Here is a 17,453-nt window from a genome sequence, read left to right on the forward strand (position 1 = left end):
CAGGGTCCTGGGAGAGTAGGACGCCGCCAAGCAAAGAACCACTGCCGATGTTATTCGGTGGTGGTTTTTATTTGTTTATAAGGAAGATTGAATGATTAGCTAAGATAAAGATGCGTTGATATCTGGTTTTGGTAGCTGACCCAAATGGATGAGTGCAGACGATTTGACTCACAAATGAGGGTAAGTGAGGCCATATAAAAGTCTTGAAATGAAGGTAACATTTTTGTTACGGAAAACGCATTCGAAACCAGTATAATAGGACTATGTTAAATATGCTAAAAGTACCTGACCACAGAGCTGGAATGTGCAGCTGTGAAAAGGAGGGTGTGTGTGATAAGTTGGCGAAGACTAGTTCTTCATTCATTTCTCTTGCTCGGTCTGATTGGCGTGCTTGTAGGATGCGGTGAAGCAGGATCTGCATGGACTTCTTATGAAGGAGCGGTAAACGAGAAGGGTTTCCCGGTTCCTAAAGTAGCGAATAAATCTGACCAGTCTGAAAACAATTCGGATATGGATTATGTTCGATATACGCTGTCTGGTATTAGTGAGAGCACTAGTTTACCTGAGGTGTATCTAGACGAGATTAAAAGCTGGGGCTGGACAGAAAAGCAAGCCAAGAGTACATCCAATGACTCAAGTTCCCTACGTGTATTTGCTAAAGAAGGGCATACTGTACAGTTAGCTGTACATGATGGGTTCTTCACGGTGATGGTTCCGAAAAGTGAAGCTGCCCAGACGACAGTAAAATCACTTGATGATGATGATTGAATGCGTTGTATTTTGATGTAATGGTTTAACAATTAACGGTGTAATGGTCCGTATTATAGTAAGGCTCCCGATTAGTGATCGGGAGCTTTTTTTGTATGTAGTTGTGTATGTCATGAACCATATTGGATGAGGCATGGAGCGTGTGACGTTTTCTTTTGGCGGTGACTTGACCAGGCGCTTTAGATCAACAGGGTTATATCACTCACGTAGAAAGACATGAGGCATCAATAATATGTCCTTGTTAGAGGTCGGTTAGGCCGGTTTCAGTCGTCTGTAGAGTAACTCAGCAGTAGAAGAGGGGGAGTAGACACCGGAAAGAAAGCTAAGCATGTTATGAGCCTCATATATGTATTCAAGGGCATCAATCGGTTTGCAATAGGTGAGCTGATTCCTGATGTCACACTCTATCTGGATATTGAACCGGAAGCAGGTCTCGCCCGTATTGATGAGAGGTGTTCAACGCGTCAGAGCGTGTAACGGGAGCAGAGATAAATATACTATTTGGGGATAACCATTTTAACTATACCCATGCTGTGGATAAGGGGAAAAGGAGGGAACGTAAAAAAGGTTATCCACTGTGGATAACCTTTTAGGATAGGAAGTACAACGCAGTAAGTATGGAAGAGTGTCAAAGGTGTGGTTGCGTCGATTTGGGTAGAACATATGGACGAGCTTTAGCAATTATGTATTACTGGGTTCAATATACATTGCATGTGGCAAGGTTATAGTTGAAGGATAGAACGAGAACGATTATTGCAGGTAGTAGGAAACATCTTGTTCATTTAGTTTGATAAGTCCGTCCTTGCGTTCGCGTGAGAGCACAAGAACAACATATAGACGCGGTACAAGCAGCCACAGATGCCAGAAAATCAGCGATAGGGTAAAGGACAAGGGTGACCATATTAAGCAGACGGTAATGATACATAGCCCAATCCAGCTCATATTGAGGTGGACCCGGACGAACATGCGGTAGCTAAAATGCTGATCTGGAATATAGCCGAACCACGGCATTTTGAGGTTCCATCGCCAGCGCCGGGCATAAGAGGTACGGACCAACAGTAATATGGTTCTGGCAATGACATAATGAATCCAAAGCGTAATCGGGCCTGCCAGGATAAAGAAGAAGAGGCCGGTCCAGGAGAATGCCAATAGGTTAAACAGGAGCATAATTACAGGCAGACACAAATAGCTGAAGATCACGCTGCGGGCAATGGCCTTTTTTTTGAGAAGCCGGTATTGATAAAAAGTGACTTTATTCTCCGGTTCGGCGATCATACGATTACAAATCCTCCTTCTGGGATCACGTTCATTTGCAAAAGGTATTCGTTTTCATGAATAAGGAGACAGGTGATGCAGAGAGAGTATATGAACCTTGTGTGTGCTCCAGATTGATGTACAAGATATGAAAGTAGATTGTTCTTATACAAGTATACCGTCGAACGATCTGGCTGTCAGGTTCCGAATGGTGATGTATTATATATCGGCTGAAAATCCAAGTTTTTTTAAGATTATAGAATATAAGTTTTTGGAGCAGCAGGAGGAGTGGTAAATCACAGAGGAAAATGCAATGAAGTGCGGGTACGTTTCTTGTAATGGCCGTCCAGAAATGGTTTTCATATAATAGAAGAAGTTGCAGATCTGCGAGGCTGTTGCTGCGTAATCGGGCAAGGAAAAGGGCTTCCAAATGTAGGCTGTCTCACGGAAGTATAGAACGAAAGGCATTTTCTTATGTTTGTTTTCGGTACAGACACCCATAGAGGGGTAGGCGAATATATATATTTTATAGAAAGAAAGCACTATGAAAAGGTTTAAAATAATAGAAACTGTGCAATACTGATAGTAATACGTAAAACAAGGTGGGATGGTTGATGGAAGGACACGCCGAACACACATGCATTATCTGCGAACAGACAAAAAGAGAAGGCATTTTTATTGTATCTGAATTTATATGTGACGCTTGTGAAGCAGAAATGGTTCATACGGATGCACAGGATGCCAAGTACAATTATTTTATACATCAAATGAAGCAGATTTGGGTGCAAAAGAACGCGTAAAGCGCGTTAAATCATATTCGTGAAACATCACATTGATTTGTATCGATGTGCATAGAGGCCCTAGGGGCCTTTTTCTGTTTCTATCGGGGGAAAGAAGAAGGGGAGGATGGACAAGATAAGCACCTGTTTGTGACAGGATATGAGGATGCTCCATTGGTGAAAAAGCTGATTTGCACGGGGGCTGGACAATTCCTGATATAATGAGATGAGAAGTGCTTCACCTCCAAGTTTTGAATGCAGCAGATGGTAGGAGAAGAACAAGAGTGGGAAGGTCGCTTTTGTTATAGAAAGAGCATTGGTACGGCAGTATCAAAATTTATGAATGTACAGGATGATTATTCAATGGAGCATAAATCAAATACCGCACCTTTATATGAGGCGTTGCTTGCGTATCGTGATTCGGGGCAGCGTTCTTTTCATGTACCTGGACACAAGAATGGACAAGTCTATTGCAGGTTACTGGAGCAAGCGGAACAACAGCAGTCAGATAGAGGAGTCGTTGACGATCACCGGAATGAGGGTGAGGTAAAGAGAAAACGAGGTATGGGACTTTCATTACATGATGAGGAAGAGTGCTTCAGGCAAGCTGAGGAACAAAGGGAGGGCAATGAAATTGGCGGGCTGACGGCTCCGAACGAGCATGGAAGTGACGGATCTGCAGCAGCTGTTGTACCAGTGAATGCGTTTCTGGAGATGATGCGGCTGGATGTGACGGAAATTTCGGGGACGGACGACTTGCATCATCCAGAAGGAGCAATATTGGAGGCACAGCAGCTGGCAGCCGATTGTTTTGGGGCAGAGGAGAGCTTCTTCCTTGTCGGGGGCAGCACGGCTGGTAATTTGTCTTTGCTGCTGACCGTATGTAATGAACCGAACAGCCTTGTACTGGTACAGCGCAATGTGCATAAGTCCGTCATTCACGGGTTGATGCTGGCAGGCGCAAGGGCTGTATTCCTGGAGCCATGGGTTGATCCTGCGAGTGGACTTGCGGTGATGCCGTCGCTTGAGACGGTGCAGGTTGCTGTCCAGGCATATCCTGAGGCAAAGGCAGTCCTTGTGACGTTGCCCAATTATTACGGCATGGGCGCTGATCTGACGCCCATGGCTGAGGTTTGCCACGCGGCCGGCATGCCGCTGCTCGTGGATGAAGCGCATGGCGCGCATTATGGGCAGCATCCGGAGCTGCCAGCCTCTGCACTGTCCTGCGGAGCAGACGGTGTGGTGCAGTCGACCCACAAGATGCTGTCTGCTTTCACCATGGGAGCCATGCTGCACGTTCAGGGACCACGGTTAAACCGGTCCCTGCTGCGTCAGCGTCTGGCTATGGTGCAAAGCTCGAGCCCATCGTACCCGGTGATGGCTTCGCTTGATCTGGCGCGCCGTCTGCTGCATACGCAGGGCGCGAATGCCTTCACGGCGGGGCTTGCCGCCGTGGACGCCTTTAAGCGCGGCCTCGCGGAGCTGCCGCGCTTTCGGTTGCTGCAGCCGGCACAGCTGCTGCAGCAAGAGTCGCCAGCCGGGGCGAAGCCGGCAGCTGGCGGGAAGTCCGAGGCCGCCGCTGCACCGGGGCGGCCTGAAGCAGTGCCCGCGGCGGCTTTGCCTTTAGCCGCGGGGTACAGCGCTCAGGACCCGTTCAAGGCCGTCATCTATGACGGCACAGGGGTGCTGAGCGGTTATGGGCTGCAGCAGCAGCTGGAAGCGTGCGGCTGCGTGCCCGAAATGAGCGACGAACGATACGTTGTCCTGCTCTTCAGTCTTGGCTCGACGCTGCGTGATGCCGAGCACTTGTTGCAGGCTTTAAGGCAAATCAACCTTGAGCAGGAGCAGAGCCAATCTCTTGATGAGCAATCTCAGCGTTATACAAAAGAGGCTGAAAATTATATTTCCACGTGGAACAATTTTCAAGAAGGGACCCCTTTTTCGGAGCCTATTCCGTTCACGTTGCAACCGATTATGGAGGAAGATACAACAGAGGTCTCCATCGAAAATTGTGTAGGTCTTCGCTCTGCGGAGATGGTCATCCCGTATCCGCCCGGCATACCTCTTGTGTACGCTGGTGAGCGAATAAGCGCGTCCATGGCAGCACGTATTAAGCTGCTGAGAGATGAAGGAGCAAGGTTCCATGGCGTATCCGATACTTCGCTGCAATCATTGAAAATCATCAGGGAATAACACAAGTTAGGACATCATTGTTGTCTGAACATAAAGAAAGAAGGGAACGAACCTTGGATATTCCGCTAAAAAAATATACGGGAATAATCCTGCAAGTCATACTGATGTACGGTTTCTATTGGATAGGAAACCTAGTTCAGGCTGTACTACATCTGCCGTTAACAGGAAGTATTGTCGGGATGCTACTTCTATTCATCGTCATTCAACTGGGATGGATCAGAATAAGCTGGGGTGAAGAAGGATCATCCTGGCTTCAATCGAACTTGCAGCTATTATTTATCCCTCCCACAGTGGGCATTATCAATCATTTTGATTTTTTTAGAGCTAATACGCTGCTGCTTGTTCTGGGATTGATCGTTAGCACGTTAGTTACCTGTCTGTTGTCTGCAAAAATCAGTGAATGGCTCATGGCTTGGAGATCGACGCATCAAGGCAAGAAGGAGGCGATCCCATGCTCACATTCATCCTCGGAATCGGAATGATTGCCCTGACCGTGGCTATATATGTCCCAGCGACTCATTTATATAGAAAATTGAAGTGGCCGATTCTTATGCCCGTATTGACGGCAACGGCAGTGATCGTACTGATCCTGCTCATTTCCGGTATAAAGCTCGATACGTACATGCTTGGTGGCAAATGGATACAGGAGTTATTGGGGCCGGCTGTAGTTTCCCTGGCATTCCCTTTGGCGAAACACCTTGATGTGCTGAAACGAAATATAATTCCGATATTGGGTGGGACCTTGGGTGGGAGCATCGTTGGTATGTCCACAGGGGCCGCCATATCGCTGCTGCTAGATTATCCGCAAGATATCGTAATTGCATTATTGCCCAAATCCATTACGACCCCCGTTGCCATTCAACTAGCGGATCAGGTGGGAGGAAATTCATCCTTCACTTCGTTATTTGTGATGATAGCCGGATTTTCGGGGATATTATTGGGACCCATGATAATGAAATGGGCTAGAGTAAGCAGCAAAAATGCGTATGGAATCGGACTTGGATCGGCTTCGCATGCACTGGGCATGGCAAGATCCTTTGAATATGGAGAGAATGCGGTAGCGCTGAGTTCGGTATCCATGATTGTCAGTGCTATTGCCGGTTCTGTCATGCTCCCTCTATGGGTGTGGATGATATACGGCTGATCAGGCCGCCTTATCGGAAATATTGGAGAATAGCTGACCGGTAACGCTGGATCATGTATAGTATTATAGTAAGAAGCTTGTACCAAACTCGAACCAATCTATGGAGTAATCGTGAATATACACCTCTGGGCAGACTAATTCATAGTCTGTAGTAAGAGAGGATCGATCCCGTAGTTATCGCAGCACAATTAGGAGCAATTATCGATATAGAAAGCAGGGAAGCATATGCAGGGCAGAGGTAAATTCATTACGTTGGAAGGGGGAGAAGGGTCCGGCAAAACAACGATGATCAGCAAGCTAGGTTCTTACTTTGAAGAACAGGGTATACCATATGTAGTTACTCGGGAACCTGGCGGGATTGAAATTGCGGAGAAAATACGTGCCATCATCCTCAATCCTCTTCATACGGCAATGGATGCACGGACCGAAGCGCTGCTCTATGCAGCTGCACGCAGTCAGCATTTGGCGGAGAAGGTGGAGCCTGCATTGAAGGCAGGGAAGACAGTGATCTGTGACCGATTTGTCGACAGCAGTTTGGCCTATCAGGGGTATGCTCGTGGTCTTGGCGTGGACAATGTATGGGCCATCAATCGGTTTGCAATAGGTGAGCTGATGCCTGATGTCACACTCTATCTGGATATTGAGCCGGAAGCAGGTCTTGCCCGTATTGATGCTCACGATGGACGTGAGGTTAATCGTCTGGATCTCGAAAGTCTGGAGTTCCACCGCAAGGTGCGTGAAGGCTATTTTCTACTGAAGGAGCAATTTCCTGACAGGATTAAGGTCATCGATGCTTCTCAAAAGCCGGAAGAGGTTTTAGCAGCAATGATTTTGTCGCTTGAGACAGGGATTTTGAAGGATTTTGGCGAGTAATTGTCTAATATATAGATAGGGCATTTCACAAGGTGCTTATTCTGAAGGAGGTTATGCAGGATGAAACTGATTGTTGCGATTATACAGGATAAAGACAGCAACCGATTATCCAGCGCATTGGTCAAAGCAAATTTTCGGGCTACGAAATTGGCCAGTACCGGTGGATTTTTGAAGGCAGGCAACACGACGTTTATGATCGGTGTCGATGATGGTCAGGTCGAGTCCGTAATGAACGTCATTCGCAGCAGCTGTAAGGTTCGTGAACAGCTCGTGACTCCAGTCACTCCGATGAGCGGAACAACCGACTCTTACCTGCCGCTACCTGTCGAAGTTCAAGTAGGCGGAGCTACCGTGTTTGTTCTTCCAGTAGATCGATTCGAACACTTTTAATGATGCATTACGCATAAATCCAATGGAGCGTCCTTCTTGTTATCAAGAATCGCGTTCTCTGTCCGGAAGAAAGCTTTTCTATCAGGGAAAGATCTTATTTCGGACAGAGGCTGACTAACCAACGAACAGATCCATGTGGTGATATTTAACTACTATTATATATAGAGTATGATGTAGCACATATAAGGACTCCTCCACGCACAGGCGCAGCGCGCACTGTGCTGATGGGCGATTGGCCTACTAAGATAGAAAGCAGGCGTTTCCATGAAAATCAACCCTGGATTCCGACCGATGCAGAGTGGACTCAGTTCTTCCGATTCCGGCTCCAAACCGGTTCAATCCAAAAATTTCTCTGATATGATGAATCACCAGGGTGAACGGGCATCACAGGCTGAACTTACCCGCCGATTAAGTGAGATCCAGATGCAGGGTGACCGTCTGTCTCGTTCCATGACCATTCGTGAATTGAAAGCATATAAGCAGCTTGTAAAAAGATTTCTGGAGGAAACGGTCCGCCGCGGTGTGTCCATGAAAGAGACTCGAGGATGGGATCGTCGGGGAAGAGGGAAGCGTTACAAGCTAATTGATGAGATTGACTCTGCCTTATTATCTATGGCGGACGAGCTTTTGGAAACAGAGGAAGGCAAGATTACGTTATTACAGCAAGTGGGAGAAATTCGGGGAATGCTTATTAATTTAAGCTTCTGAGGAGGAAGTATGTCCTTTCAACAAATTATGGGTCAACAGACAGCTAAGCAGATGTTACAGAGTAGTTTGAGACGTCATGCCATAAGTCATGCCTATTTGTTTAGCGGACCATCCGGCAGTGGACAATTGCAGACGGCGGTTACATTTGCCAAAGCGATATTCTGTACAGAGCTTGAAGATGATGCCTGCGGACAGTGTCTTGAATGTCGTAAGGTGGAACATGGAAATCATCCGGATCTAACTATGCTTGCACCGGATGGAAATAACATTAAAATTGATCAAATTCGGGATTTGCAGCGTATCTTTTCGTACCGATCAGAGGCTGGGCATCCCAAAGTATATATTATCGAACAAGCCGAGAAGATGACCGTACAGGCGGCCAACAGCTTGCTGAAGTTTCTGGAGGAACCTCAAGTGCCCGCGGTAGGCATATTGATTACGGATAACGGACAGGCAATGCTGCCTACCATCCGTTCACGCTCTCAATTGGTTCCTTTCAGTGCACTGAATCCAGAAGAGATGCTGCAATCACTGATTGCGGAAGGGCACCCTGGCAATCTGGCTCGCTCTGCCGTCCATTTAGCGTCAGGACTGGAAGCATGTAGAGAAATTCTCCAGCAGAATTGGTTTGCAGAAATTAGAAACGTAATGTTACAATTAGGGAAGGAGTCCCTGGGTAGAGGAAGTACATCATTGATCTCTGCACAGCAGAAGCTTTTTAAAACCGGACTCTCAGAACACCTGGATACGATGCTTAGCCTGTTCCATTTATGGTTCAGGGATATGCTGTATGTCCAGTATGGTAGGCATGAACATATCGTTTTTATAGATCAGTTGGACATGCTGTCTCAGTTGGCTCATACCCGCAGCACCGAGCAGTGGGTTTCCTACATGGATATGGCCGCAGCATGCAGAAAAAAATTGCGTTTCAATGTCAATGGCCAGCTTTGTCTGGAGCAATTTTTGATCGGTTTGGCATAAGAGTGGGAGAGGACAGATTTTGTTCCAATCATATGCAAACGGTTATAACTTCGGCGGGTTCCCTAAGAAGACAGGGCTTCAGACGAAGTGGGATTGGCTTACGAGGGGGTTAATTTTTTGTACAGTGTAGTGGGTGTCCGTTTCAAAAAAGCGGGCAAAATTTATTACTTCGATCCCCTGGACCTTCCCATTGAAAAAGAAAACTGCGTTATCGTGGAGACAGCGCGGGGGGTAGAGTACGGTAAGGTTGTCGTTGGCAAGAAAGAAGTAGGCGAGTCTGATGTGGTGTTGCCGCTCAAAAAGGTCATCCGGGTTGCGGGCGAGACAGATGCCCGTGTCGTAGATGAGAACAAGCGTGCAGCAAAGGAAGCATTCGGTACTTGTTTAAATAAAATCAAAGACCATGGCCTCAAAATGAAGCTGGTCGATGTGGAATTTACGTTTGATCGCAATAAAATTATTTTTTATTTTACAGCTGAAGGAAGAGTGGATTTCCGGGAGCTGGTCAAGGATCTGGCAAGCATTTTCCGGACACGGATCGAACTGAGACAGATCGGTGTACGTGATGAAGCAAAGATGCTTGGAGGGATTGGACCTTGCGGCCGAGTTTTATGTTGTTCTTCCTGGCTGGGAGACTTTGAGCCGGTATCAATCAAGATGGCTAAAGATCAGAGCCTGTCACTGAATCCGACGAAAATTTCCGGGTTGTGCGGAAGACTCATGTGTTGTCTGAAATTTGAGCATGATAACTATGAAAGTGTGAGAGAAGAATTGCCGGCTGTAGGCAAGTTGGTCGTCACCTCTTTGGGTGAAGGAAAAGTTGTCGGCATCAATGCCGGTAATCGCACAGTCCATGTTCAACTGTTCGACATCAGTAAAGTCAAAGAACTTCCGCTGGATGACGTCGTTATCAAGTAAACCATAAAGGTTGCTTCGGGGTGGAAACTTGGAAAAGAAAAATCTGTTTACGCACATTCATGAAATGGAAACCCAATTGGGTCAGTTGCACAGTGATTTAGGAGAATTAAAAATGATTGTTAAAGAGCTGCTTGAGGATAATCAGCGGCTTACCATCGAGAATGAGCAGTTACGCAAACTGCTGAAGCGTGAAGCCCCGGCAGATTTGCCCATCGCATCGGCGCTCGCTCCCGTAGCAAGGCCTGCAGGTCCAGCTACTGGTGAAGATGTTGTAGGTGAAGGGTATGATAATCTGGCTCGGTTGTATCACGAAGGATTCCATATCTGCAATGTCTATTATGGACATTTGCGGACGGAAGGCGATTGTCTGTTCTGCCTGTCTTTTTTGAATAAATGAAGTGACCGTAGGGATCCCCTACGGTTTTTTTTCAAGGTTAAGAACCTTGTCTGAGATATAGAGTACCGGAGGATGAGTGTATCATATGACAGAAAAGTCAGTAAAATTGCAAGATTCGGAGCGAATCGACGATTTGCTCTCTCATAATTTGAAGATTATTCAAAGTGATGAAGTGTTTAGTTTTTCAATGGATGCGGTATTATTGGCCCGATTTGCTTCAGTACCCAAGCGTGGTCGTGTGCTTGATTTGTGTACAGGTAATGGGGTTGTTCCCATCCTGTTGACCACACGAACGCAGGCGAGTCTGGAGGGCATTGAAATTCAGCCACGATTAGCGGATATGGCACGTCGCAGCGTACAGCTGAATGCATTGGAGGAATCAATTACGATTCATGAAGGTGATTTGCGTGAACTTGTGAAAGAAACGGGCCATGCGGTATACGATGCCATAACAGTTAATCCTCCGTATATGCCGCTGAATGGAAGTGATCTCAAGATGAACAACCATCAGGCAATGGCACGCCATGAAATCGGGTGTACGCTGGAGGAAGTCATTCAGGCCTGTAATCGGCTAGTTCGTAATGGCGGTAAAGTATCCATGGTTCATCGCCCGCAGCGTTTAGGCGAGATCATCTCTCTGATGCGTGAGTACAAACTTGAACCGAAGCGAATTCGGATGGTACATCCCCGTGCTCATTTGGAAGCCAATATGGTGTTGATTGAAGCACTCAAGGATGGAAAACCGGAGGTACGCATGCTTCCACCGCTGATTGTTTACAATGAAGAGGGGAAATACTGCGAAGAAATTATGGACATATATTACGGGGCACAGCATGTACAACATACAACGGAAGGAGGGTTATAGATGACATTGTATATTCAGAAGAGCTACGCGGAGCAGTCAGGTGATGCCGGAAAATTATATCTGGTAGGAACACCGATTGGTAATCTGGACGATATGACATTTCGAGCAATCAAGACATTGCAGAGCTGTGACATCATTGCAGCAGAAGACACACGCCAGACCCGAAAGCTGCTCACCCATTTTGAAATTACACCATCGATGTTGTTCAGTTACCATGAGCATAATAAGGGAGCCAGTGGGCCTGAACTAATACGCTATATAATAGAAGGAAAAAATTTGGCGCTCGTCAGTGATGCCGGTCTGCCGGCCATTTCGGACCCTGGATCCGATCTTGTAAAACTTGCACTTGAAGCCGGAATTACGGTCATTCCCATTCCTGGAGCCAATGCAGCGTTATCAGCTCTAATCGTATCCGGTTTACCGACGGAGCGTTTCACATTCGGCGGTTTTTTGCCGCGGGAGAAAAAAGACATACGAAAAGTGATGGAAGCTTTTAATGAGTCCAACGGTACTTTGCTATTTTATGAATCCCCTCACCGTATTCGTAAAACTTTGGCCTATCTCGAAGAGATTCTGGGTGATCGGTCGATTGTACTGGCACGTGAGCTGACGAAACGTCATGAGGAGTTCGCAAGAGGCAGTATCCAAGAGTGCATTGACTGGCTTGAGGAACATCCACCACTTGGGGAATATTGTTTGCTTGTAGAAGGCATCAGGGAAGAGGAGCGAAAGGCCGAGCGGGAAGCCTGGTGGCAACTGCTGTCTTTGGAGGATCATGTAAGTCATTATGAGAATGAAGGACTTAGTCGGAAAGATGCGATGAAGAAAACGGCAACGGATCGTGGTTTGACAAAACGAGATGTGTATAATGCTTTAATCTAATAACGGATCAACAAATATATACTGGAATAGGGAACCTTAAAGGAACCTTAGACCCAACCTTAACGGATTATGAAAATAAGCAGAGCGGAGAAGAAAAATTTATTTTAAACGTCACCGCTCTTCTTTTTGGAGCTAAACAGTCTCGTAACTTAATCTATTGGGTAATGAAAACCATAATAAAGCAAAAAAATACCTTCCAGCGGTGGGGTTCACACCGGGAAGGCGATCAAGGAATATAAAAAGGTTAGAAATAACAATTTAATAAGACCATTATACCTGATAGTTCTTATTTTGTCACAGGTGCAGGAATTTCTGAAATACATTCGTTACAAACAATTTTACCTTTGAAATAAGTAACGTTCTCTGCATTGCCACAGAAGATACAAGCTGGCTCGTATTTTTTCAACATGATACGCTCGCCGTCAACATAGATCTCAAGAGCATCTTTTTCACCAATACCGAGCGTACGGCGCAATTCGATTGGAATAACTACCCGTCCCAGTTCATCCACTTTTCTTACAATACCTGTTGATTTCATCATTATAATCAGTGCTCCTCTCAGCTAACGATCATTGTCATTATTCGACATTATTTTATGTTTTATGATACTCATCATACCAACGATTCCCAAAACAGTCAACCTTAAAATTAGCTTAAAATAAAGGCTGTTTTTGATAAGATTACGAGTGGTAAGGGATTGGAAGCTATTTTTCGTATTTAAACATCCATGACAACTTTGTCGATTTGGAAAACGACAAAACTACCTTATTCGACAAGATTCGTCAAAGCGTGTCGAATCCTTGGTGGTATTATACTTAAAAGCGACAACTACAAACGATATTTAAAGGAGTGAATAGACATGGAACAGCGTTTAACGGAAGAAAAGGTGTTTAAAGATCCGGTACATAATTATATCCATGTGCAAGATCCGATTATATGGCAGTTGATCAACACGCCCGAGTTTCAACGTTTACGTCGAATCCGTCAATTAGGAACATCATTTCTAACTTTCCACGGTGCAGAGCACAGTCGCTTCTCACATTCCCTGGGTGTCTACGAAATTACGCGTAAGATTATTTCCCAGTTCGAAAGAAGTCACTATTCAGATTGGCCAAAGGAGGAAAAAACGGTAGCCCTTTGCGCAGCATTACTCCATGACCTTGGACATGGGCCATTCTCTCACTCTATAGAAGAAGCTTTTGATATGAATCATGAGGATTGGACTTGTCGGATCATTACAGGTGATACCGAAGTAGGGGCGATCTTAAGACGGTATGCTCCCGATTTTCCCGAGAAAGTGGCTTCAGTTATTCAAAAAACGTATGAAAAGCCCATTGTTGTTAATTTGGTCACCAGTCCACTGGATGCGGACCGCATGGATTATTTGCTGCGGGATGCCTACTTCACAGGTGTAAATTATGGGACGATCGACCTTGACCGTATCCTGCGTATGCTGCGTCCATATCACGGACGAATCGTGGTTAAGGAGTCGGGCATGCACGCCGTGGAGGATTACTTGATGTCCAGGTACCAGATGTACTGGCAAATTTACTTTCATCCGGTTACCCGAAGTTCGGAAATTATACTGCGGCAAATATTTAAGCGGGCGAAAAGTCTCATACAGCAAGGTTTCCAATTCCGCTTCATGATCGATCCACTGCCCCAGTTATTCGATGGAGATCTATCGGTGGACGAATATTTACAACTGGACGAAGCTTTGATTCAGACGGCATTTATGCAGTGGCGCAAAGAGGACGATGCTGTTCTAAGTGAGTTATGCGAACGTTTTATAGATCGCAAATTATATAAGTATGTAGAGATTGAACAGATCGACGTAAACATGATTGAAGAGATTCGGGAAGCCTTCACTGTAGCAGGTCTCAATCCCGAGTATGATCTGGAAATTGATTTTCCATCGGATAATCCGTATGATGTGTTTCGTCCGGATGAATCGACGGACAAACAGATTCTGCTGCTTGATCGGCAAGACAAGTTACATGAGTTGTCAGAGATGTCCGACATCGTCCGTTCAATCAGTGGTCTTCATCGGGGAAAACATCACTTGTATTATCCGCAAAATAAGGTGGATGCGATTGTTCATGAATTACCGTCCCATATACGCCCCTATTTCTCACATTAAATGGTGTGCAATGCTGTTGATGAGTCATGATGCAAAAGGCTTTCTAAAAGAGCTATTTTCATGATACAGTAATCTGCTTTAATGGAGAGTACATGTAGATCGACATAATTTTGTAATCAGAGCAATTAGAATACAACTCAGCCGACTAAAATTAAGCAACATATAGATATGAAAGAACTCGTTCGCTCTACATGTTGTGCTCAATGAACGAATGAAATGAAATATAGATAATAGCACGATCTAATTAGTAATATTTATTTCTGGTTAAGATCTGCAGAGTGGATAAAGAAGAGATCGTCGTTCATTCGACACGAAGGGAGAAATACAAAATGATGTTGTTCGACACACATACCCACCTGGATGCTCCACAATTCGACGAGGACCGCGAGGAAATGATTCAGCGTGCTGTGGATGCAGGCGTTGGCCGCATGATTAACGTAGGCTTTAACCGGGAGACCATTCCAACCACGATGAAGCTGGCTGAAACCTATGATTTTATATATGCGGCAGTAGGTTGGCACCCTGTAGATGCGATCACGATGCAGGAGGGCGATCTGGAATGGATTGCATCTTTATGCAAGCATGAAAAAGTGGTAGCCATTGGTGAAATTGGTCTAGACTATTATTGGGACACTTCACCGAAAGAGGTTCAACATCGCGTATTACGACAACAGATTGGACTGGCTCGTGAGTTGAATATGCCGATTGTCATTCACAACCGGGATGCGCATGAGGATATTGTAAAGATTCTGCGTGAAGAAAAGGCTGGAGAAGTAGGCGGTGTCATGCACTCGTTCTCTGGCAGCTGGGAAACGGCAAAAATGTGCCTGGATTTGGGCTTCCATCTTTCCTTTGGAGGGCCAATCACGTTCAAAAATGCGAAGCAGCCGAAAGAGGTACTTGAGAAGGTTCCTATGGACCGATTTTTCATCGAAACTGATGCTCCTTATTTGACACCTCACCCTTATCGTGGAAAACGAAATGAGACAGCGCATGTACGTCTGGTTGCAGAAGCAGCTGCGGAAATTAAAGGCATTTCGGTAGAGGAAATTGCAGCAATAACGACCAGAAATGCCATGGAACGATTTGGGATTCGTTAAAATATCGAGCAAAACGGGTGAAAAAGTGAGGTAGACGGAGTTAATTTGCTTTTTGATCCAAATAAATCAAGAATATTACAATATTTTAACCAAATATTTAGAAAAACGTACTTGAACAACGCTTTACAACATGCATAGAAACAGGATATCATCTTTTCAGTGAATTGTTGTGCGGAAAATTGGACAGATGTTCGGGGGATGAACAAAGGGACACTTTCCGATGAAACAACATTACTTTCATGAATCAGTCTCGCTGAGTCTCCGTTAACGGAGAGCGGGGGAACCAATAGGGCTTAAACATCGGTGATTTCAGCCGATGCGCAACATGCGCTGACCCAAAAGCAGCGTATAAATCTGCGAAGCCGTATTTGATTTCTTCTTTGGGTCTCGGGGTGAATTCAAGGGCGTCCGCCATGAGCGGGTGACCGGAGATAGGGCGGCTCTCTTTCGCCCGAACCCGACAGCTAACCTCGCAAGCGGAAAAAGAGAGGCAACCTCGTGCATGAATTTCCGATATTCAGAATCATTCGGAAGCCACGAAAGAGTTCCTCTTAAACTCTTTCTTTGGCTTTTTTGTTTTTGAATAAAAGAAATACTGTCATCATACGGTAAGTATTCAGGAGGATGACATCATGTTGCGAAGATTGATTCATGGTGCAGAACCGGATTATGTTGGTCCGATCTGTGTTCTGTAGAAAATTTGGTATAGTCGCGTCAAAGACATCATGCATTACTTTAGACGGCGAGGCTATGAAGGAGGACGGAGAAGTGGGCACATTCCAACCAGAAGAGACCCATGAGTCACGATCATCCAGTAAGTCTTTCGCGTTGCGGTGGAAGCATGAGAACTTGCGTCAAATGGCATTGATCGCGATTTTCTCAATTGCGCTTACAATCATGATCTTGTTAGTCGTTTACGGTCAGGCCGGGAAACAAATTTCACTGGTTATTGATGGCAAAGCTCAAGCGGTAGAGACTCGTACAGGAATGCTTCAGGAAATGCTGGAGGAGCAGTCAATCACAGTCAGCCCTCACGATCAGGTATCCATGCCCTTGAACGGGGCGATCACAGATGGAGACCGCATCGTTATTGAGCGGGCAGTTCCAGTTAAGATTACGGCAGACGGAGACACCAAGACTCTGTATACAACCGATTCATCGGTAAAAGATGCGATTAAAAAATCAGGTATTCAGATTGCAAGTGAAGACAAAGTGTATCCTGCGCTGGGAACCACTGTTGAAGCGGATATGAAAATTCGGGTAGTGCGTGTAACCAAGCGTACGGTGGAAGTGGAACAGCCGATCGCTTATAAAGTGATCAAAACGGCTGACCCTAGCTTATACAAAGGCGACAATCGTGTCGTTGTGAGCGGTAAAGAAGGCACACTTGTACAGCATATTGAAAAAGTGTTCCAGGATGGAGAATTGGTCTCCAAAAAAATGGTGGGTAAATCGATCGCAACGAATCGCGTCGATAAAGTTATCGCCGTTGGCACCAAAGCAAAACCTGTTGTGAAAGAGCCAGTGATTCAGACGGTATCGGCGCAGACTTCTACAACCAAAACAGCAACAACCACGAACTCGAAGAAAACCGCTGCCTCGGGCAGCAAAGTAATTACCGTCTCAGGCAATTCTTTTAAATATTCAAAAGTATTGAAAAATGTATCCATGACGGCATACTCTTCTGAAGAGCCCGGTATCGGCACAAAAACAGCATCAGGCACTCGGGTAACCGAGGGACGTACCATTGCGGTTGATCCCAAAATCATTCCGATTGGCTGGTGGGTGTATATCGAGGGCCTTGGCTTCCGTCGTGCGGAAGACACCGGTGGTGCCATTAAAGGCAACAAAATTGATGTGTATTATGATAGTGTGAAGCATGCCCTGAACTTCGGACGGAAGAAAGGCAAGACGGTATATGTGATTGGTCCGGTGAAGCCGGAAGCGAACTAAAATCGTTTTACTTTGAAATGGGAATGCTATAAAATATAAGCATGAATGATTCATGCGGAATATGCGGCGGAGGGGTCTGAATTCAGTCTCCCCCGCCGTTTGGCAGAG

At 45.7% G+C, this 17,453-nt stretch carries 19 protein-coding genes and 1 riboswitch; of the genes, 17 read left to right on the forward strand and 2 right to left on the reverse strand.

The annotated features are described in order from the left end of the window. Positions 1 to 330 precede the first annotated feature (330 nt). Positions 331 to 768: a hypothetical protein gene (locus QP794_RS30875; RefSeq protein ID WP_024633686.1), complete on the forward strand. Its 438-nt coding sequence runs from the start codon at positions 331 to 333 to the stop codon at positions 766 to 768. A gap of 333 nt (positions 769 to 1,101) precedes the next feature. Further along, positions 1,102 to 1,245, forward strand: a complete 144-nt coding sequence (locus tag QP794_RS30880) for a hypothetical protein (protein WP_285080645.1) — start codon at positions 1,102 to 1,104, stop codon at positions 1,243 to 1,245. 273 nt (positions 1,246 to 1,518) lie between these two features. Here QP794_RS30880 and QP794_RS30885 read toward each other — a convergent pair whose 3' ends face one another. Then, complete coding sequence (locus QP794_RS30885) at positions 1,519 to 2,043, reverse strand: hypothetical protein (protein ID WP_024633687.1); 525 nt, start codon at positions 2,041 to 2,043, stop codon at positions 1,519 to 1,521. Positions 2,044 to 2,636: 593 nt separating this feature from the next. Here QP794_RS30885 and QP794_RS30890 point away from each other — a divergent pair. The 12 genes from QP794_RS30890 (at position 2,637) to rsmI (ending at position 12,152) form a co-directional block, all read left to right on the forward strand. Beyond that, entirely contained in the window at positions 2,637 to 2,822 is a 186-nt protein-coding gene (locus QP794_RS30890) for a sigma factor G inhibitor Gin (protein WP_024633689.1), read from the forward strand. Between the two features lie 342 nt (positions 2,823 to 3,164). After that, entirely contained in the window at positions 3,165 to 4,994 is a 1,830-nt protein-coding gene (locus QP794_RS30895; RefSeq protein WP_285080644.1) for an aminotransferase class I/II-fold pyridoxal phosphate-dependent enzyme, read from the forward strand. Positions 4,995 to 5,047: 53 nt separating this feature from the next. Continuing rightward, positions 5,048 to 5,476 carry a CidA/LrgA family protein gene (locus QP794_RS30900; RefSeq protein WP_285080611.1) on the forward strand — a complete coding sequence of 143 codons (429 nt, stop codon included), beginning with the start codon at positions 5,048 to 5,050 and terminating at the stop codon, positions 5,474 to 5,476. Further along, the gene (locus tag QP794_RS30905) at positions 5,446 to 6,138 is read left to right on the forward strand and encodes an LrgB family protein (protein WP_285080612.1); all 693 of its coding nucleotides are present in this window, start codon (positions 5,446 to 5,448) and stop codon (positions 6,136 to 6,138) included. Before QP794_RS30900 ends, QP794_RS30905 begins: the two co-directional genes overlap by 31 nt. Before the next feature lie 225 nt (positions 6,139 to 6,363). Beyond that, a complete protein-coding gene (tmk, locus tag QP794_RS30910) occupies positions 6,364 to 7,011 on the forward strand; it encodes a dTMP kinase (protein WP_094939465.1) in 648 nt (215 codons plus the stop codon). Between the two features lie 60 nt (positions 7,012 to 7,071). Beyond that, a complete protein-coding gene (locus QP794_RS30915; protein ID WP_017691391.1) occupies positions 7,072 to 7,401 on the forward strand; it encodes a cyclic-di-AMP receptor in 330 nt (109 codons plus the stop codon). A gap of 264 nt (positions 7,402 to 7,665) precedes the next feature. Further along, complete coding sequence (locus QP794_RS30920; protein WP_024633694.1) at positions 7,666 to 8,109, forward strand: YaaR family protein; 444 nt, start codon at positions 7,666 to 7,668, stop codon at positions 8,107 to 8,109. A 9-nt stretch (positions 8,110 to 8,118) separates the two neighbouring features. Further along, positions 8,119 to 9,090: a DNA polymerase III subunit delta' gene (gene holB, locus QP794_RS30925; protein WP_285080613.1), complete on the forward strand. Its 972-nt coding sequence runs from the start codon at positions 8,119 to 8,121 to the stop codon at positions 9,088 to 9,090. Between the two features lie 117 nt (positions 9,091 to 9,207). After that, positions 9,208 to 10,008 (forward strand): PSP1 domain-containing protein, encoded by an 801-nt coding sequence (locus tag QP794_RS30930; protein ID WP_024633696.1) that lies wholly within the window; start codon positions 9,208 to 9,210, stop codon positions 10,006 to 10,008. Between the two features lie 28 nt (positions 10,009 to 10,036). After that, positions 10,037 to 10,405, forward strand: coding sequence for a DNA replication initiation control protein YabA (yabA, locus tag QP794_RS30935; RefSeq protein ID WP_024633697.1), 369 nt, complete (start codon positions 10,037 to 10,039; stop codon positions 10,403 to 10,405). 85 nt (positions 10,406 to 10,490) lie between these two features. Next, positions 10,491 to 11,270: a tRNA1(Val) (adenine(37)-N6)-methyltransferase gene (locus tag QP794_RS30940; RefSeq protein ID WP_285080614.1), complete on the forward strand. Its 780-nt coding sequence runs from the start codon at positions 10,491 to 10,493 to the stop codon at positions 11,268 to 11,270. Continuing rightward, on the forward strand, positions 11,271 to 12,152 hold the full coding sequence (gene rsmI, locus QP794_RS30945) for a 16S rRNA (cytidine(1402)-2'-O)-methyltransferase (protein WP_285080615.1): 882 nt from the start codon (positions 11,271 to 11,273) through the stop codon (positions 12,150 to 12,152). Positions 12,153 to 12,438: 286 nt separating this feature from the next. Here rsmI and QP794_RS30950 read toward each other — a convergent pair whose 3' ends face one another. Further along, positions 12,439 to 12,693 carry an AbrB/MazE/SpoVT family DNA-binding domain-containing protein gene (locus QP794_RS30950; RefSeq protein ID WP_024633700.1) on the reverse strand — a complete coding sequence of 85 codons (255 nt, stop codon included), beginning with the start codon at positions 12,691 to 12,693 and terminating at the stop codon, positions 12,439 to 12,441. Between the two features lie 318 nt (positions 12,694 to 13,011). Between QP794_RS30950 and QP794_RS30955 the strand changes: the two genes are divergently transcribed. From QP794_RS30955 to QP794_RS30965, 3 genes are all read left to right on the forward strand, one after another. Continuing rightward, a complete protein-coding gene (locus QP794_RS30955) occupies positions 13,012 to 14,292 on the forward strand; it encodes an HD domain-containing protein (protein WP_285080616.1) in 1,281 nt (426 codons plus the stop codon). A 329-nt stretch (positions 14,293 to 14,621) separates the two neighbouring features. Next, positions 14,622 to 15,392 carry a TatD family hydrolase gene (locus QP794_RS30960; RefSeq protein ID WP_179132708.1) on the forward strand — a complete coding sequence of 257 codons (771 nt, stop codon included), beginning with the start codon at positions 14,622 to 14,624 and terminating at the stop codon, positions 15,390 to 15,392. Between the two features lie 241 nt (positions 15,393 to 15,633). Next, positions 15,634 to 15,887, forward strand: a riboswitch (cyclic di-AMP (ydaO/yuaA leader). A gap of 273 nt (positions 15,888 to 16,160) precedes the next feature. After that, the gene (locus QP794_RS30965; protein ID WP_285080617.1) at positions 16,161 to 17,345 is read left to right on the forward strand and encodes a resuscitation-promoting factor; all 1,185 of its coding nucleotides are present in this window, start codon (positions 16,161 to 16,163) and stop codon (positions 17,343 to 17,345) included. Positions 17,346 to 17,453 lie beyond the last annotated feature (108 nt).

Source organism: Paenibacillus sp. UMB7766-LJ446 (assembly GCF_030226665.1).
In the GTDB taxonomy this organism is placed as follows: domain Bacteria; phylum Bacillota; class Bacilli; order Paenibacillales; family Paenibacillaceae; genus Paenibacillus; species Paenibacillus vandeheii.

What these genes read in the sequence shown, in the direction of transcription:
- QP794_RS30940 (WP_285080614.1), top strand. Translation starts at nt 10,491, where the DNA reads ATGACAGAAAAGTCAGTAAAATTGCAAGATTCGGAGCGAATCGACGAT.
- QP794_RS30890 (WP_024633689.1), top strand. Translation starts at nt 2,637, where the DNA reads ATGGAAGGACACGCCGAACACACATGCATTATCTGCGAACAGACAAAA.
- QP794_RS30895 (WP_285080644.1), top strand. Translation starts at nt 3,165, where the DNA reads ATGGAGCATAAATCAAATACCGCACCTTTATATGAGGCGTTGCTTGCG.
- QP794_RS30915 (WP_017691391.1), top strand. Translation starts at nt 7,072, where the DNA reads ATGAAACTGATTGTTGCGATTATACAGGATAAAGACAGCAACCGATTA.
- QP794_RS30955 (WP_285080616.1), top strand. Translation starts at nt 13,012, where the DNA reads ATGGAACAGCGTTTAACGGAAGAAAAGGTGTTTAAAGATCCGGTACAT.
- QP794_RS30960 (WP_179132708.1), top strand. Translation starts at nt 14,622, where the DNA reads ATGATGTTGTTCGACACACATACCCACCTGGATGCTCCACAATTCGAC.
- QP794_RS30880 (WP_285080645.1), top strand. Translation starts at nt 1,102, where the DNA reads ATGAGCCTCATATATGTATTCAAGGGCATCAATCGGTTTGCAATAGGT.
- rsmI (WP_285080615.1), top strand. Translation starts at nt 11,271, where the DNA reads ATGACATTGTATATTCAGAAGAGCTACGCGGAGCAGTCAGGTGATGCC.
- tmk (WP_094939465.1), top strand. Translation starts at nt 6,364, where the DNA reads ATGCAGGGCAGAGGTAAATTCATTACGTTGGAAGGGGGAGAAGGGTCC.
- QP794_RS30905 (WP_285080612.1), top strand. Translation starts at nt 5,446, where the DNA reads ATGCTCACATTCATCCTCGGAATCGGAATGATTGCCCTGACCGTGGCT.
- holB (WP_285080613.1), top strand. Translation starts at nt 8,119, where the DNA reads ATGTCCTTTCAACAAATTATGGGTCAACAGACAGCTAAGCAGATGTTA.
- QP794_RS30885 (WP_024633687.1), bottom strand. Translation starts at nt 2,043, where the DNA reads ATGATCGCCGAACCGGAGAATAAAGTCACTTTTTATCAATACCGGCTT.
- QP794_RS30950 (WP_024633700.1), bottom strand. Translation starts at nt 12,693, where the DNA reads ATGATGAAATCAACAGGTATTGTAAGAAAAGTGGATGAACTGGGACGG.
- QP794_RS30920 (WP_024633694.1), top strand. Translation starts at nt 7,666, where the DNA reads ATGAAAATCAACCCTGGATTCCGACCGATGCAGAGTGGACTCAGTTCT.